We start from the raw sequence: 16,761 nt of genomic DNA on the forward strand, positions 1-16,761 counted from the left end.
ACGTCATGCTGTTTCCTGCCCAACTCAGCTCGCTTTCACCGCTGGCGGCGTGGCTGACTCAACAATTGGCGCCGCTGCCCGTCGGGGAGGAGTGGCGCTTCGCGCTCGATCTTGCCGCCTGTGAGACGGCCACCAATATCATTCGCTATGCGCTGCATGAGGATCGGCAACGCGTTTTTCGTGTCGAATTTTTCGCAGCGGAGGACCGGGTGACGCTGCGCTTTATTGATGCAGGAGAGGTCTTTCCGGCCGAGCGCCTGGCGCTGGCGCGTAGCGATGAGCGCTTCGATGTCGATCCGTTAGCGGAAAGCGGCAGAGGTTTGCGGCTCATTCTGCGCGCGGTGGACTATTTTAATGTGGAAACCCGCGCCGGGGAGAATGTGACGACCCTGATAAAAGCTTTGCCGGATGCCGGCCTTCGCCATTCCACCGACGGTGCGTCAGGTGAAGGACCAGAGGTTGCCCCCAGGTGAATCACCGGGGGGATTTTCCCGCCCGCGTTCACCAGCTTCATCGTCTTATGGCTGTGCCTGAGCGGTGGACAGCGCGCCCAAGTGATAAGGGCGAATAGTATCTAAGGTCATCATGGCCGATTTGCAGAAAATGCATTTCGCACCAAAGGGATTTTTTTCCGTCACGTCAAACTGGGACGTTCTGTACTGGGAGCCATGGCAGCATGGGCATCTAAAATGGATATGTTCAATCATAATGTAAACCTTGTATGGGTAATGTTCTGTTGAAAAGACAATGGTCGTTTTCAGGGAAATTAACGCGGCTGATTTTTGTTAGTGGTAAGCCGGGTATTGGGTCAGACGGAGGGCTTTTTTAACGAGCCAACAGGGATCTGACAGGGCCTGTTTACAGAAAAAGCAAAATACTAACGGGACTGCTCAAAGGAAGGTGGTATCAGGGATAACGCCTGGAGATGAGAACACGTGCTTCGATAATAATTTTTCGTCTGGTAAATCGACTTAATGATTAACGCACGAGCCGCAAATAATAGCAAACGTTATTTTAGCCTTCCGGATGCCTGCTGCGCCAGGGGCGCCTTCATCAGCGCCGTCACCCAGTCGATAAATACCTGTACCCGGGCAGAGAGCTGCCGGCTGCTGGGATAGAGCAGGGAGAGCGGCAGCGGCGCAGGGCGAAAATCAGCCAGCACCTCCGTTAACCCACCGGATGCCAGATCGGCCTCAAGGCGGGAGAAGGGTGCCTGATACAGGCCAAAGCCCAGCCTGGCCGCTTCGGCGCCGACGTCGGCATCGGAAGTCAGCAGCCGACAGGGCAAACTGACCTCGGTCTGGCGGCCATCCAGGGTAAAACTGAGCGGCAAGGTACGGTGCGTACGCGATGAAACAAAACCGATCGTCACGTGTCCCGCCAGCCCGTCAATCGTATGCGGGGTACCGTACCGGGCGAGATAGGCCGGGCTGGCGCAGGTGATCTCCTGCAGCATGGCGAGCGGCCGGCAAATCATCTCGCTATCGGGAAGATGGCCGCCGCGAATGACGCAATCTACCCCTTCGCGGACCAGATCGACGTCGCGCTCGCTTTCGCCAATCTGCAAGGTAATGGCCGGATAGCGGGCGAGAAACTGCGGTAGCGCGGGCAGCAGCAGGGTTCGCGCCAGATTGCCCGCTACGTCCACCCGAAGGGTGCCGGAGATGCTCCCTCCGGCGCTGCGGTTGGCCTCCTCCAGGGCCGCCAGGATGGAGACGCAGCGCTGATAATACAGCGACCCCTCCGCCGTCGGCTGCACGTGCCGGGTGGTGCGCTGCAGCAGGCGCGCCCCAAGGCTGGCCTCCAGCGCCTTAATGGCTGCGGTCGCCACCGGCCGGGAAAAACCCAGATCCGCGGCGGCAGCGCTGAACGAACCCCGTTCGACGATACGCACGAACAGGGTCAGGGTATCCAGTTTATCCATGACATTGTTCCAGCTGGCAAAACAATCCTGTCGCACCATGCGGTCTTATCGTCGGCATTCAGAGGCCTATAATCGCTCATGTTTTCAGCAGAGATAAAAGGGGAAAACATGAACAATAGCGCAAAAATCGCCCTGGTGACAGGCGGCAGCCGTGGCCTGGGCCGCGCGACCGTTGAAGCGCTGGCTCAGCGCGGCGTGAATGTGGTATTGACCTACAACGCGCATTTCGCCGAGGCGACCGATGTGGTCGCGTGGGTTGAAGCCCAGGGCTCGCGGGCGATCGCGCTGCCCTTCAGCGCCGGCGAAACCGACACCTTTGACGGGTTTGTCAGCACCTTTCAGGCGGCCCTGGCGGAGCTGGGGGCCGATCGGTTTCATTACCTGGTCAATAATGCCGGCAATGCCAGCGGCATGGGGTTTCTGAACGCTACCGAAGCGGAGCTCGATGCGCTTTATCGCATCCATGTGAAGGGTGTTTTTTTCCTCAGCCAAAAATTATTGCCGCTGCTGGCCGATGGCGGGCGAATTGTGAATATCTCGTCCGGACTGACCCGTATCGTGATGGCGAATCGGGCGCCCTATGCAGTCATGAAGTCTGCGGTGGAAACCCTGACCCGTTATATGGCGTTTGAGCTGGGCGGCCGCGGGATCACGGTGAACTGCGTGGCGCCGGGCGCCATCGCCACGGATTTCAGCGGCGGGGTGGTGCGGGATAACCCGCAGGTCGCTCAGGCGGTGGCGAACATGACGGCGCTTGGCCGACCGGGGGTGCCAGAGGATATCGGGCCGATGATCGCCTCGCTGTTATCCGATGATCATCGCTGGGTTAATGCCCAGCGCATTGAAGTTTCCGGGGGAATGCGCATCTGAGGCGAGGAGACAATCCGGCCAGCGTTTCGCTGAGCTGAATCAGGTTCGGCGGCAGCGGAAACGGCCGTTCGAAAACCGCCGGGCCGGTAACAAAGAGAGCGCCAGCGCGGCGATAGTCGTTCACTTAGTCAGAGAAAATGCGTTACTCCGCCAGCAGGGCGGCGAATTTCGCCAGCCACTGCGGGTGTGCCGGCCAGGCGGGGGCGGTGACCAGATTGCCGTCAACATGCGCCTGATCGATACCGATATCGGCATAATGCCCGCCGCTCAGGCGCACCTCCGGGGCACAGGCCGGATAGGCGCTGCAGGTCCGCCCCTGCAGAATCCCGGCGGCGGCCAGCAGCTGTGGCCCGTGGCAGACGGCGGCGATAGGTTTACGCGCGGCGTCGAACGCCTGGACCAGTTTAATGACCTGTTCGTTCAGACGCAGATACTCTGGCGCGCGGCCGCCGGGGATCAGTAGCGCGTCGTAATTCTCGGCCTTCACCGCGGCAAAATCGGCGTTCAGGGTGAAGCGGTGCCCCGGCTTTTCGCTGTAGGTCTGGGCTCCGTCAAAATCATGGATCGCCGTCATCACATAGTCGCCGGCGGCTTTATCCGGGCAGACGGCATCGACCTGGTGGCCAATCATCTGCAGTGCCTGAAAAGGGACCATCGTTTCGTAATCTTCAGCGTAATCGCCGACCAGCATCAGGATCTTCTTGCTCATTATTTTTACTCGTTGTGGGAGAAAGGTGTCATAGATATAGCCTGGCGATCCGCAGAATGCGACCTCCTCAGGAGGCCGAAGACGGTGGCGTGCGCATCTTGTAACCGGGTTCATATTTTTTTGGTAACGACAACTTTTTTCGCCATCGCGCTGTGGTCAGTCGCCCAGAAAAATAGGCTCTTCAGCCACTGACGACTGTCTGCGGAGGAACATATCGCTGGGTCCGCGGTCATTCCTCGTCACGTTCGCTGGCCGGTTAGCGCAAACCAGTTGCTGGGAAAAAGGTTGCTCTTGCATGTTTTGCCGCGCGGGTGACGATAAATTGCGTTGCGAGGGGATGATTTAATTCCAGGTGCTGTTATCGCTATGTTTATTCTTATATTTTTCTTTGGGGTGTAATTTGTTTTTATTATTGTTTTAGGTTTTGTATTTATTTATTAAATATTTATCCTGGCGCTAATGGAAAATGAAATCATTCACCTTGTGAGTATATTCAATAAATCTTCTTGTTAAGTTGATCGATAATCTATTTCTGTTTTATTATCCTCAGGATTTTACCGTCAACTCTTCAATAATTATTCCCTGAGGAAAGGAACTGCTATGGCTGATACGTTCCAGAATGAAGTGCCTAAGGCTCGCATTAATCTTAAATTATCTCTCCACACCGGCGGCGTGCAAAAAAAGGTTGAGCTGCCATTAAAGCTACTTACCATTGGCGATTTTAGTCACGGTAAAGAAAACCGGCCATTATCGGAAAGAGAAAAAATTAACGTCAATAAAAATAACTTTAACAGCGTACTTTCGGAATTTAGCCCGGAGGTGAATCTCTCGGTGCCGAATACGCTGGCTGGCAATGGCGAAGAGGAGAACGTCAGGCTGCGTTTTACCGATATCAACGATTTTGAACCGGAGCAGATTGCCCGGCAAATTCCGCAACTCCGCGCCATGCTGGCGATGCGTAATTTATTACGCGATCTCAAATCCAATCTGCTTGATAACGCCACTTTCAGAAAAGAGCTCGAGGCAATTCTGAAAGATCCGGCGCTGTCACAGGAATTACGCGACGAAATGAGTGCGCTTGCTCCGAAATAATGGCGGGGCAAGTCTGTTAATGGAATAACCGGGAAAATGCTAATGTCTGTTACCACAGAAAACAGCCCTGTTCAGGGGCAAACCGCGCTGCAGGAAAACACGGCGAGCGAGGGCGTTTACGCGTCGCTGTTTGAAAAAATCAATCTCGCCCCGGCCTCTCGCCTCGGGAACATCAACGACTTTCTGGACGATGCCGCGCTCTCCGAGGCGCCGGCGGCGGAGCGTCTGACCGCGGCGATGCAGGTGTTTATGGAGCGCATCCGCCAGTCCGGCCAGCGGGTGGAAAAGCTCGATAAAACGCTGATTGACCACCATATCGCTGAACTGGATTTCCAGATAAGCCGCCAGCTGGACGCAGTGATGCACCATCCGGAGTTTCAGCAGGTCGAATCCCTGTGGCGCGGCCTCAAACAGCTGGTGGACAACACCGACTACCGCCAGAACGTGAAAACGGAGATCCTCGACGTCTCAAAGGACGATCTGCGTCAGGACTTTGAGGATGCGCCGGAGCTGATTCAGAGCGGCCTTTACTGGCACACCTACACCGCGGAGTACGACACCCCCGGCGGCGAGCCGATCGGCTCGCTGATCTCGGCCTATGAGTTCGACGCCAGCGCGCAGGACGTGGCGCTGTTGCGCAATATCTCCCGGGTTTCCGCTGCCGCCCACATGCCGTTTATCGGCGCCGTCGGCCCGGCTTTCTTCCTGAAAGAGACCATGGAAGAGGTCGCCGCCATCAAAGATATCGGTAACTACTTCGAACGTGCGGAATATATTCGCTGGAAAGCGTTTCGGGAAACCGACGACGCCCGCTACATCGGCCTGGTCATGCCGCGCGTGCTGGGTCGTCTGCCGTATGGTCCGGACACCGTGCCGGTGCGCAGCTTCAACTATGTCGAGCAGGTGAAGGGGCCGGACCACGAAAAGTATCTCTGGACCAGCGCGGCGTTCTCTTTCGCTTCCAATATGGTGAAGAGCTTTGTCAATAACGGCTGGTGCGTGCAGATCCGCGGCCCGCAGGCCGGCGGCGCGGTGAAAGATCTGCCCATCCATCTGTACGATCTGGGCACCGGCAATCAGGTGAAGATCCCTTCCGAAGTGATGATCCCGGAAACGCGGGAGTTTGAATTCGCCAGCCTGGGCTTCATTCCACTGTCGTACTACAAAAATCGCGATTACGCCTGCTTCTTCTCGGCCAACTCCGCGCAAAAACCGGCGCTGTACGATACCGCCGACGCTACCGCCAACAGCCGCATTAACGCGCGTCTGCCTTATATCTTCCTGCTGTCGCGCATCGCGCACTATCTGAAGATGATCCAGCGCGAGAATATCGGCACCACCAAGGACCGGCGCCTGCTGGAGCTGGAGCTGAACACCTGGGTGCGGAGCCTGGTTACCGAAATGACCGATCCGGGCGACGAGCTGCAGGCCTCCCATCCGCTGCGCGATGCCAGCGTGGTGGTGGAAGATATCGAGGACAACCCGGGCTTCTTCCGCGTGAAGCTGTACGCCGTGCCGCACTTCCAGGTCGAGGGGCTGGACGTCAATCTGTCGCTGGTCAGCCAGATGCCGAAGGCGAAGGCGTAGGGTCGGACGATGATGAAAACCGAACGTCCGTTATGGGGCCGGGGCATTATGGTGTCGCCCCAGCATTTTCAACAGCAGGCTGCGTATGCCGCCTGGGCTGCGGAAGCGATTGCCCGGATGGGCCTCAACCACCCCTGGGGAGTGGTTGAGGCGACCTTCGAACCAGAGATGCTCAAACTGGGCCGCCTGCAGGCTCACAGGCTGCAGGTCCGGTTCCAGGATGGCACGATGATTGATACGGACAATGCCGATGCGCTGCCGCCGGCTTTGTCGCTGGAGGGCGAATCCCGCACGGGAGTGGTGATGCTGGCGCTGCCTCTGATGAAGGCCAATGGCGGCAACTGCCTGAAGCCTGATGATGTGGCCGACAGGCCGGTGCGCTTCCGGCAGCGCTGGCGCGATGTCCGCAACCAGTTCGGGGATGATACCCGGCAGATTGCCGTCATGCAGCCGGAGCTGTCCCTCCGTTTCGCCCATCAGGATAACAGCGATTACCTGACCTGTCCGGTGGTACGCCTGCTGCGGGATTCGCAGGGGGCCTGGCTCATCGACGAGACGTTTCTCCCGCCGCTGCTGCAGATTCAGGGCAGCCGCTGGCTGGCGACGCAGCTTGAACTGCTGCTTACTCAGCTCCGGGCTCGTCTGACGCGCCTGATGGCCATGCGTCGCGAGAGCAATGAACGGATGGCTGATTTTGCCGTGGCCGATGTCTCTCTGTTCTGGTTGCTGAACGCGCTGAACAGCGCTGAGCCGGTGCTGGGTTATTTTCTGCGTTACCGGCAAAGCCCGCCGGAACGCCTCTATCCGGAGCTGGCGCGCCTGGCTGGCTGCCTGCTGACCTTTTCGCTGACCCATCAGGCGAATGCCGTCCCGATCTATCAACATGACCAGCTGAACGCGGTTTTTCCGCCGCTGTTTGATTTACTCAGCGACCTGCTGGAGGCGAGCCTGCCGTCGCGGGTGGTAGCGATTGCCCTGGAGCATGATGCCCGGCTGCACTTCTGGCAGGCGCGTCTGCACGATGCCCGGCTGCGGGAAGGGGCGGATTACTATCTGTCAGTTCGTTCGTCGGTACCGGTCGCTCAGCTGCAGGAACAGTTTCCGCGGCAGTGCAAAGTGGGCAGTCCGGATCATGTCAAAGCCATCGTCAACTCCTCGCGGACTGGGGTGCCCCTGACGCCATTGCGTCATGTGCCGGCGGCGATCCCGCTGCGTCTGGAAAACCAGTATTTCAGCCTCGATGTGTCCCATCCTCTGGCGACGGAAATGCTGCAGAGCGGTACCTGTATGTTCTACGTCCCGGGGATGCTCGGCGAGCCTGAACTTGAACTTTTTGCGGTACTACGAACGTGAATGAACGTCAACGCGGCAACGCCGCGTCCATTGATATCGATGCGCTGCTGCAAAACACCTGGCTGCAGGTTATCAGCCTGCGCCATGGCCCGCAGTTCCGCGATGAGGAGGGGTACACGCTATGGCAGCGGTGTATTGCTGATGTCGAGCGCGTGCAAACTGAGCTGAAGGCGAGCGGGCTTGATGACGTCAGCTGTCAGCATATTCTCACCGCCCAGTGCGCGCTGCTCGATGAAGTCGTGAAAGGGCGCGGCGTGGAGGATGATGCCTGCCTGCAGTGGTATGACATTCCGCTGCAGGGGCATTTTCTCGGCACCATGGACGCCGGCGACACCCTGTGCGAGCGGATGCGCGAGGTTCTGCATGATCCGACGCCCGACCTGGCTGTGGTCACCTGTTTTCAGCGGGTGATGCTGCTGGGTTTTGTTGGCAGCTTTCGCTCCCTCCACGACCCGGAGCGCCTGAAGCTGGTCAACGCGCTCAGTGAACATGTCCCGCCTTTCCGTTGTCCGCAGGGCGCTCCGGTGCTGATAGAGAGCCGCGCCGGACTGGGGATAAGCGGCTGGTTGGCCTCCTGGCCGGTACGTGCAGGGCTGAGCGTGGCGGTGGTCGTGGCTCTGTGGTGGGGATTGAACCACTGGCTCGATCATCTGCTGCTGACCCTGCTGCCGGGGGAGGTGAAATGAGCCCCGCCCAGCAGCGCGGGCTGGCGCTGTGGGCAGGCTTGCTGAGCGCGCTGGTGTGCCTGCTATTTTTGCCGGTTCCCCGCAGGGGGGCGTGGCTCATTCTGCTGGTCACGCTGGCCCTGATTATCGCGATCTGGCGTATTGCCCGTCGTGGTGCCGAACGTCACGTCTCGTCAACCCTGCACGAACTTCCGACGATCGCTTATCGCCAGCCGGTAGTCCTCGTTTGCGGCGATTTGCCGTGTGTCTGGCCGCAGCCGTCCCCGGTGCGGGTCGTCAAACAGGGCTGCTGGATCCGGGTGGAAAAGACGGAGGAGCTGCCGCAGGTTGCGCGCCAGATATTAAGCCAGCGACCGGAGTGGGGGCCTCAGCTGTCGGTGCTGCTCTGCGTCTGCCCGCAGCGGCACGCGCAAAGCGACGCGCTGACCAGCGCCCTGCTGGCCCTGCGCTGGCAAATCAGCCAGCTGCGGCAGCAGACGAGGTATGCCGTACCGCTGGCGCTGCAGGGGCAGGTGGGCAGCGCGATGAGCCCCAGTCTGCTCTGGCAGGCGGCGTTCCCGGGTGAGGCGGTGAAAGTCTGGCAGCCATCCTGCGCCCCCTGTTCTGTGTCGACCTGGTTGAGCGTCGGCGGCGCGGCGGCGCTGCAGCAGCAGGTGTTAATGAACAGCCTGATGGGCTGGTTCGAACGGCACGTCCTTGCCGTGTTAACGGAGGAGAATGCCGACCTGCCACCCTTGACCCCAGCGGCCGTACTTTGGGGGATCGGACCCACCCATGCCGGGAGCCTGGCGTCGTCGGCATGGACGAGGTGGTTATCCCGGCATACCGGCCTGACGCGGGTAGCTGGCTGGCAGCCAGGCGAGACCGACACCCCGGATGCGTCATCCTTGCCGGATTTCATCCTGTCGCAGTTACCGGCGGGACGGGGGCTCACGCCATGGGGCAGGGCCGGGCGCGCGGCGCTCGCTATTTTCACTCTTGCGGCTGTCGCCGCGCTGCTCAGCAGTGGCTGGAACAATCGACAACTGCTGCAGCGCGTGGGCGTCGATATTGCCCGTTATGAGCGGATCGCGATGGATGATTATGGGGCAAAAGCCAGCGCCGTCAGGGTGCTGCGTGAAGATGCCGCGCTGCTGGATAGCTGGGCGCGTAACGGCGTCCCGCTGCGCCTGAGTCTTGGCTTATATCGCGGGGAGCGGATTCGCCTGCCGTTGCTGGAGGCTATTCGCCGCTACGTGCCGCCGCCACCGCCCCCCAGGCCGGTGCAGCGCGTCGCGCCGCACGTCATCCGCCTTGACAGCATGTCGCTGTTCGATACCGGGAAATGGGTACTGAAACCCGGTTCGACAAAGCAGCTGGTCCACTCGCTGGTGGACATTAAGGCCAGGCCCGGGTGGCTGATCGTGGTGGCGGGCCACACCGACAGCGTCGGTGATGAAAAAGCCAACCAGCTATTGTCGCTGAAACGCGCGGAATCGGTCCGCGACTGGATGCGCGATACCGGCGACGTGCCGGATAGCTGCTTTGCCGTTCAGGGCTATGGCGAAAGCCGCCCAATTGCAACAAACGACACGCCGGAAGGCCGGGCGCTGAACCGACGTGTCGAAATCAGTCTGGTGCCGCAGGTCGACGCCTGCCGGTTACCGGACAAACCCTCTGCGTCATCCCAGGATGATGGCGCTTCACTACACAATGGAGAGTAATTCCATGGCAATTCCTGTTTATCTTTGGCTGAAAGACGACGGCGGCGCGGACATTAAAGGGTCTGTCGACGTTCAGGATCGTGAAGGCAGTATCGAAGTGGTGGCCCAGGAGCATAACCTGTACATCCCGACCGATAACAACACCGGCAAACTGACCGGCACGCGGATCCATACGCCTTTCCTGTTCACCAAGGAGATCGACTCCTCCAGCCCCTACCTGTACAAGGCGGTGACCACCGGTCAGACCCTGAAATCCGCCGAGTTCAAGTGGTATCGGATCAACGATGCTGGCCAGGAAGTGGAGTATTTCAACACCACGCTTGAGAACGTCAAGGTGGTGAAAGTGAATCCTCTGATGCACGACATCAAAGACCCTGCCTACGAGAAGCACAACCATCTGGAACAGATCGAGCTGCGCTACGAGAAGATCATCTGGACCTATAAAGACGGCAACATCATTCATTCCGATAGCTGGAACGAACGCGCTACCGCGTAATTGCCCGTCATTCTTCGCGCCGGAGGCGCGTTGGCGGCGTTCGCTCACCCCGGTCGCATCGTTATCTATGCGACCGGGGAGTAAGGAGGGCCATCGCCTGATGCGGACAGCGTTTCTCTGTCCGCCGTTTTTTGCTGAATGCCTGAGATGCGGGTACTCAGCAAAGAAAAACACAATCTGCCTGCCTGACCCTGTGCGCTATGGGTTCCTGTTGGGGAACAGCGACGGGCGGTAGCGTGTCCGGAACCAATAAAGAGAGGATCTCATGGAAAATCCAGCCAGCCTGTTACGCCGTCTTAATCCCTGCTGTGCCCGCGCGATGGAGGGGGCGGCCTCGCTGTGCCAGTCCCGGGCGCACGCTGAGATCCTGCCCGAGCACTGGCTGCTCAAGCTGCTGGAACAGGGGGAAGGCGATCTGACGGTGCTGGCGCGGCGCTACGAATGGGATATGGATGCGCTATGGCAGGATCTGCTTAGCTGGCTGGATAAACAGCCGCGCTCGGTACGTCATCGTCCTCAGCTATCTGGCGCTATCCTGAAGCTGATGCAGGAGGCCTGGCTGATTGCCTCGCTCAGCGGCGAAGCGCTGATCCGCAGTGTTCACCTGTTGATGGCGCTGGTAGCAAAACAGAATCTGATCCAGTGCGATGGCCTGTGGCCGCTGTTAACCCTGGGCCAGAGCCAGCTGGAACGCCTGCGCCCCCTGCTGGATACCCAGTCCGACGAACGTCCGCAAGCGCAGCAGGAGACTGCGCTGGCGCAGCGTCATGGCGGGGACGTGGAGTTTGTGGGGCGTCCTGCGGGCGGGGTACCGAACGCGGATGGTCCCAACCCGGCGCTGCAGAACGCCCTCGACAAATTTACTCTCGACGTCACTGCCAAAGCCAGAGACGGGCAGATTGACCCGGTGTTCGGACGTGACACGGAAATCCGCCAGATGGTGGATATTCTCTCCCGGCGTCGTAAAAACAACCCGATCCTCGTCGGTGAACCGGGTGTGGGCAAGACCGCCCTGGTGGAAGGCCTGGCGCTGCGCATTGCTGAAGGCAACGTCCCCGACGCGCTGAAGCCGGTGTCGGTGCGCACCCTGGACCTCGGATTGCTGCAGGCCGGCGCCGGGGTAAAAGGCGAGTTCGAGCAGCGGCTGAAAAATATCATTGAGGCGGTGCAGCAGTCGCCTGGGCCGGTGCTGCTGTTTATCGACGAGGCGCACACGATTATCGGCGCGGGCAATCAGGCCGGCGGGGCGGATGCCGCCAACCTGTTGAAGCCGGCGCTGGCCCGGGGGGAACTACGGACCATCGCCGCCACCACCTGGCGTGAATACAAGCAGTACTTCGAGCGCGATGCCGCGCTGGATCGCCGCTTTCAGATGGTCAAGGGGGATGAGCCGGACGACGACACCGCCTGCCTGATGCTGCGCGGCCTGAAGCCCCGGTATGCCCACCACCACGGGGTGCATATCACGGATGACGCGGTGCGTGCCGCCGTGACGCTGTCACGACGCTATCTCACCGGCCGCCAGCTGCCGGACAAGGCGGTGGATTTACTCGACACCGCCTCCGCCCGCCTGCGCATGAGCCTTGATACCGTGCCAGAGCCGCTGACCCGCCTGAAGGCGCAGCTCACCGCGCTGGCGATGGAGAAGCAGGCGCTGCTGGAGGATATCGCGCTGGGCAACAGCGCCCACGGCGAACGGCTGGCGTTCATTGAGCAGGAGGAGAACCGCCTTATCCTGGCGCTGGATACCCTCGAAACCCAATATGGTCAGGAGCTGCAGCTGACGGAGGCACTGCGGGCATGTCGTCGCGATATCTCCCGCCAGGGGGAAATCAACGACCTGCAAAACGCGCTTACTGCCGCCCAGCACGGCAATCCGCTGCTCGGGCTGGACGTCGACGTCCGCACCGTGGCGATGGTGATTGCCGACTGGACCGGCGTGCCGCTCTCCTCGCTAATGAAGGATGAGCAGACGGAGCTGCTGAGCCTGGAAGAGAGCCTCGGCAAACGGGTGGTTGGCCAGGAGGCGGCCCTGAGCGCTATTGCCCGGCGCCTGCGCGCCGCGAAAACCGGCCTGACGCCGGAGAATGGTCCGCAGGGGGTGTTCCTGCTGGTCGGGCCGAGCGGCACCGGCAAAACGGAAACGGCGCTCGCCCTCGCCGATGCGCTGTTCGGCGGCGAGAAAGCGCTGATCACCATTAATCTCTCCGAGTACCAGGAACCGCACACCGTCAGCCAGCTGAAGGGTTCTCCGCCGGGCTACGTCGGCTACGGCCAGGGCGGGATCCTGACCGAGGCGGTGCGCAAACGCCCCTACAGCGTGGTGCTGCTCGATGAGGTGGAAAAGGCCCATCGCGATGTGATGAACCTGTTCTACCAGGTCTTCGACCGGGGGGTAATGCGCGACGGCGAGGGGCGTGAAATCGACTTCCGCAACACCGTGATCCTGATGACCGCCAACCTTGGCAGTGACCTGCTAATGCAGCTGCTGGATGAACAGCCTGAAGCCAGCGAATCAGACCTGCACGAGCTGCTGCGCCCGGTGCTGCGCGGTCACTTCCAGCCGGCGCTACTGGCCCGCTTCCAGACGGTGATTTACCGTCCGCTGCCGGCGGCAGCGCTGCGCGCCATTGTCGACATGAAGCTCGGGCAGGTGAGTCAGCGTCTGGCTTGCCATTACGGGATGAACACCACCCTCAGCGAGAGCCTGTTCGACGCGCTGACCGAGGCCTGCCTGCTGCCGGACACCGGCGCCCGCAACGTCGACATTCTGCTCAATCAGCAGATCCTGCCGGCGCTGAGTCAGCAGCTATTGAGCCATATGGCGGCGGGGCATAAACCGAACCATGTGACGCTGGGGTATCACGAAGAAGAAGGCATCGTGATGGCGTTTGACGAGGGGGCAATCGCCGATGAGTAGCGTGAAATCGTTGTTGTTCAGCCACAACCACCATCTGCTTTCGGTGAAGGGATGTGAAGCCGGGCTTGATGTGCTGGCGTTTGAGGGCGATGAAGCCCTGAGCCAGCCGTTCCGCTATCGTATCGAATTCACCAGCGCAGACCATGCCATCAGAAAAGAGATGATGCTGATGAAGGCAGCCTCCCTGACGCTGCAGGCGCCGGTGGCTCAGGGCTTCGGCATCAATGTTCAGCAACCCGTGCGGATGATCCAGGGCGTGGTGACGGGGTTCGAACGGCTCGGCACCTCCAGGGATGAAACGCACTACGCGCTGACCCTCCAGCCGCGCCTGGCGCTGCTTAACCGCTCGCACCAGAACGCCATTTATCAGGACCAGTCCGTTCCGCAGATTGTGGAAAAAATCCTCCGCGAGCGCCACGGCCTGCGCGGTCAGGATTTTCTGTTCTCGCTGACAAAAACGTATCCGCGCCGCGAGCAGGTGATGCAGTACGGTGAGGATGACCTGCGCTTTATCACCCGGCTGCTGGGTGAGGTGGGGATCTGGTTTCGCTTTACCGCCGACACGCGGCTGCACATCGACGTCGCGGAGTTCTGCGACAGTCAGCAGGGCTATGAGAAGGGACTGACGTTGCCTTCGGTCCCGCCGTCCGGGCAGCAGTCGGCCGGGGTGGACGCGGTGTGGGAGATGGCATGCCGCCACCGCGTCGTGGAGCAGCAGGTCAGTACCCGCGACTACAACTACCGCGAGGCGACGGCTGACATGAACGCGCAGGTGGATGTCACCCGCGGGGAGACGACTACCTTTGGTGAGGCTTACCACTGGGGAGATAACTACCAGACCGCCGGGAATGTCCATGACCGCCATCCGGCGCCGGAGACCGGGGCGTTTTACGCCCGGCTTCGCCATGAGCGTTATCTGAACGGCCAGACCCGGATGCAGGCCACCACCAGCTGCCCGACGCTCTGCCCGGGTCAGGTGCTGAAGGTGACCGGCGGAGAGGAGGTGGCCGGAGAGTTTGCTGATGGTGTGCTTATCACGGCGATGCACAGCCACGCCCGGCGCGATGCCGACTTTTCGGTGGAGTTTGCCGGCATACCGGACAGCCCGGACGTCGGCTACCGGCCCGAGCCCGGCGCCCGCCCGGTGATGGCCGGGACGCTGCCGGCCCGCGTGACCAGTACCCGGGAAAACGACACCTACGGGCATATCGACAAACACGGGCGCTACCGGGTGAATATGCTGTTTGACCGGGCGCGCTGGGAAACCGGGTTCGAGAGCCTGTGGGTCCGCCAGTCGCGGCCGTATGCCGGAGACACTTACGGCCTGCACCTGCCGCTGCTGGCGGGGACGGAGGTGGCGATTGGCTTTGAGGACGGTAACCCGGACCGGCCGTATATCGCGGGCGTGCTCCACGATTCGGCGCACGGCGATCACGTCACCATCCGCAATGACAAACGTAACGTCCTGCGCACCCCGGCCAACAACAAAATCCGCCTCGACGATGAGCGTGGGAAAGAGCATATCAAGGTGTCGACGGAGTATGGCGGCAAGAGCCAGCTGAATCTGGGGCACCTGGTGAACAGCGACAGGCAGCCGCGCGGCGAAGGCTTTGAGTTGAGAACCGACAGCTGGGGGGCCATCAGGGCGCAGAAGGGTATTTTTATCAGCGCGGACGGACAGGTGCAGGCCCAGGGGCAGGCGCTGGATATGGAGCCGGCGGTCAGTTTGTTGAAAGGCGCGCTGAATCAGGTCACGGAATGGGGAAGCATTACGCAAACCCATCACAATGTTATCCCAGACCCCGGCCCGTTAAGCGCACTGGCCACAGGCAGCCGCGAGCTTAAACAGCCGACATTGCTGATGTCGGCCCCGCAGGGAATTGCCGCCGTCACACCGGAAACGACCCTCCTGCACAGCGGTAAGGGGCTGTATCTGCAGAGCCTGGGAGAGGTCAACATCACCACGGCACAGCGCTGTTCACTGAATGCCAGCCAGGCTATTTCACTGCTGGCGCAACAGGAGGGAATGCGGCTGGTCTCCGCCAAAGGCCCGCTGGAAGTAGAGTCGCACGGCGATATTCTGTCGCTGACCGCGCTAAAAGATATCACCGTCCAGTCAACTCAGGGGCATCTGCAGTTGACGGCTAAAAATGGCATCACCCTGGGGTGCGGCGGCGCATATATCCGTCTTACCCCGCAGGGAGAAGTACAGATCCACGGACCGGGGGTGATTAGCCTTAAGGGGCAGCACGATTTGCAGGGGCCGGTCAGCGAGGCGTTTCCCTTACCTGATCTACCGGCATCGGTTTGTAAAGAGTGCCTTAAAAAAGCCCAGGCGCTGGCGCAGGGCTTCGTGCCGCGGGAGGCATAATGACCAGACAATGGATTGAGGAGGTCGCCGGAACCTCTCGGGTTTTCGGAACGGATTATCTGCACGTCATTATCGATCAGGCAGGGGTGGATTTTTCCGTTATTCCGGCGCTGAATTCGCTGTCAGTTGAGTGGCAGTCGCTTTTTCATGGACTTCCGGAAGCATTTATCGTCGATGATGCTCCGCTGGTAGCGCGCTTTACGCTTGATGATCTTGAGCAAATGCGCTGGTTACAGGATATCAGCCAGCAACTTGCCAGCCAGGCGCCGCTGCTCCTGTTCTGCACATACTGGCCCTTTTCGGCGCTGGCGAACTGGCTCACGCAGTGCATGGATATTCTGCAGGAAGGGCGCAGCGGAATTTTACGCTTTTACGATACCCGGGTATTTCCGCTGTTGTTTACGCACATTCTCAGTGAAGAGCAGCAAGAGCCATTGATGCGTCCGGCCCTGTTCTGGGCGTGGCAGGATCTTGACGGGCAGGTCAAAGGCATCAAAGGCAGTGGTCTCCCACCGGAACGCGATGAAAAGGCGCCAAAAATAGAACTCAGCGATCGCCAGCTTGAGCATCTGATGTGTATCAGCGATGTCATCGTCCTGTTGTCACACTGTGCTCCGCCTGCGGGCATATTTGATTCAAGACAGTCGCTGTTTTCGGCCTGTTATCAGGGCATGGTGGAGGCGACACGCCAGGGCATTCTTCTGGATGACGCCCGTGAAGACTGGGTAATGAAAAAGTGGCTTGCCGACGTAAAAACCAGTGAGAGACCTTCGGAATGAAAAGTCTGGTCTGGCTGAGTTCATCCCTCTTTTCATTACCCTCAACCCGACAGGGAGAGTCCGATGCAATCTGCATTAATCAGCCCGCTGCTGGCGGGGCTGCTGCTGTTAACCGGCTGCGCACAGCCTGCCGCCCGGGCCGGAGGCGGTGGCGGCGGCACCATTGACGCCATCAACCACACAAAGTGGGCAGTTAATCACTTCAGCGTCAACGGCCAGTCGGGCATCGATTCAATAGGCCCGTTTCAGGGGGGCGGTGGCGGCTGCTGCT

Annotated in this window: 14 protein-coding genes and 1 pseudogene; 12 read left to right on the forward strand and 3 right to left on the reverse strand. The window is 60.2% G+C overall.

Annotated elements, in window-relative coordinates; genetic code table 11:
* Positions 1–5 precede the first annotated feature (5 nt).
* Complete coding sequence (locus ABLV52_RS15255; protein ID WP_348890573.1) at positions 6–473, forward strand: ATP-binding protein; 468 nt, start codon at positions 6–8, stop codon at positions 471–473.
* 45 nt (positions 474–518) lie between these two features.
* Here the strand turns inward: ABLV52_RS15255 and ABLV52_RS15260 are convergent, their stop codons facing one another.
* Together ABLV52_RS15260 and ABLV52_RS15265 are read right to left on the reverse strand one after the other, a co-directional pair.
* Positions 519–707, reverse strand: coding sequence for a hypothetical protein (locus ABLV52_RS15260; RefSeq protein WP_023289384.1), 189 nt, complete (start codon positions 705–707; stop codon positions 519–521).
* A 302-nt stretch (positions 708–1,009) separates the two neighbouring features.
* Positions 1,010–1,924, reverse strand: a complete 915-nt coding sequence (locus tag ABLV52_RS15265) for a LysR family transcriptional regulator (RefSeq protein ID WP_348890564.1) — start codon at positions 1,922–1,924, stop codon at positions 1,010–1,012.
* 108 nt (positions 1,925–2,032) lie between these two features.
* Here ABLV52_RS15265 and ABLV52_RS15270 point away from each other — a divergent pair, with 108 nt between their 5' ends.
* The gene (locus tag ABLV52_RS15270; protein WP_032452582.1) at positions 2,033–2,794 is read left to right on the forward strand and encodes an SDR family oxidoreductase; all 762 of its coding nucleotides are present in this window, start codon (positions 2,033–2,035) and stop codon (positions 2,792–2,794) included.
* A gap of 142 nt (positions 2,795–2,936) precedes the next feature.
* Here ABLV52_RS15270 and ABLV52_RS15275 read toward each other — a convergent pair whose 3' ends face one another.
* The gene (locus ABLV52_RS15275) at positions 2,937–3,503 is read right to left on the reverse strand and encodes a DJ-1/PfpI family protein (protein ID WP_348890565.1); all 567 of its coding nucleotides are present in this window, start codon (positions 3,501–3,503) and stop codon (positions 2,937–2,939) included.
* Between the two features lie 600 nt (positions 3,504–4,103).
* Here ABLV52_RS15275 and tssB point away from each other — a divergent pair.
* The 10 genes and pseudogenes from tssB to tli1 form a co-directional block, all read left to right on the forward strand.
* Complete coding sequence (gene tssB, locus ABLV52_RS15280; protein ID WP_023289388.1) at positions 4,104–4,595, forward strand: type VI secretion system contractile sheath small subunit; 492 nt, start codon at positions 4,104–4,106, stop codon at positions 4,593–4,595.
* A gap of 42 nt (positions 4,596–4,637) precedes the next feature.
* Positions 4,638–6,182, forward strand: coding sequence for a type VI secretion system contractile sheath large subunit (gene tssC, locus ABLV52_RS15285; protein ID WP_023289389.1), 1,545 nt, complete (start codon positions 4,638–4,640; stop codon positions 6,180–6,182).
* Positions 6,183–6,191: 9 nt separating this feature from the next.
* Positions 6,192–7,535: a type VI secretion system baseplate subunit TssK gene (gene tssK / locus ABLV52_RS15290; RefSeq protein ID WP_176221038.1), complete on the forward strand. Its 1,344-nt coding sequence runs from the start codon at positions 6,192–6,194 to the stop codon at positions 7,533–7,535.
* Positions 7,532–8,221 carry a type VI secretion system protein TssL, short form gene (tssL, locus tag ABLV52_RS15295; protein WP_023289391.1) on the forward strand — a complete coding sequence of 230 codons (690 nt, stop codon included), beginning with the start codon at positions 7,532–7,534 and terminating at the stop codon, positions 8,219–8,221. Before tssK ends, tssL begins: the two co-directional genes overlap by 4 nt.
* Entirely contained in the window at positions 8,218–9,924 is a 1,707-nt protein-coding gene (locus ABLV52_RS15300) for an OmpA family protein (RefSeq protein WP_348890566.1), read from the forward strand. Before tssL ends, ABLV52_RS15300 begins: the two co-directional genes overlap by 4 nt.
* A 4-nt stretch (positions 9,925–9,928) precedes the next feature.
* Complete coding sequence (gene hcp, locus ABLV52_RS15305) at positions 9,929–10,420, forward strand: type VI secretion system effector Hcp (RefSeq protein ID WP_023289393.1); 492 nt, start codon at positions 9,929–9,931, stop codon at positions 10,418–10,420.
* Positions 10,421–10,685: 265 nt separating this feature from the next.
* The gene (gene tssH / locus ABLV52_RS15310) at positions 10,686–13,340 is read left to right on the forward strand and encodes a type VI secretion system ATPase TssH (protein ID WP_348890567.1); all 2,655 of its coding nucleotides are present in this window, start codon (positions 10,686–10,688) and stop codon (positions 13,338–13,340) included.
* A 1-nt stretch (position 13,341) separates the two neighbouring features.
* A complete protein-coding gene (gene vgrG / locus ABLV52_RS15315; protein ID WP_348890574.1) occupies positions 13,342–15,711 on the forward strand; it encodes a type VI secretion system tip protein VgrG in 2,370 nt (789 codons plus the stop codon).
* Positions 15,711–16,490: a DUF4123 domain-containing protein gene (locus ABLV52_RS15320; protein ID WP_048297363.1), complete on the forward strand. Its 780-nt coding sequence runs from the start codon at positions 15,711–15,713 to the stop codon at positions 16,488–16,490. The genes vgrG and ABLV52_RS15320 overlap by 1 nt, the downstream gene beginning before the upstream one ends.
* 63 nt (positions 16,491–16,553) lie before the next feature.
* Positions 16,554–16,761 (forward strand): annotated as a pseudogene (gene tli1 / locus ABLV52_RS15325) (T6SS immunity phospholipase A1-binding lipoprotein Tli1-KP); the annotation flags it as partial.

The sequence above is a fragment of the Klebsiella sp. GB_Kp056 genome, from assembly GCF_040064755.1.
Taxonomy (GTDB): Bacteria; Pseudomonadota; Gammaproteobacteria; order Enterobacterales; family Enterobacteriaceae; genus Klebsiella; species Klebsiella quasipneumoniae.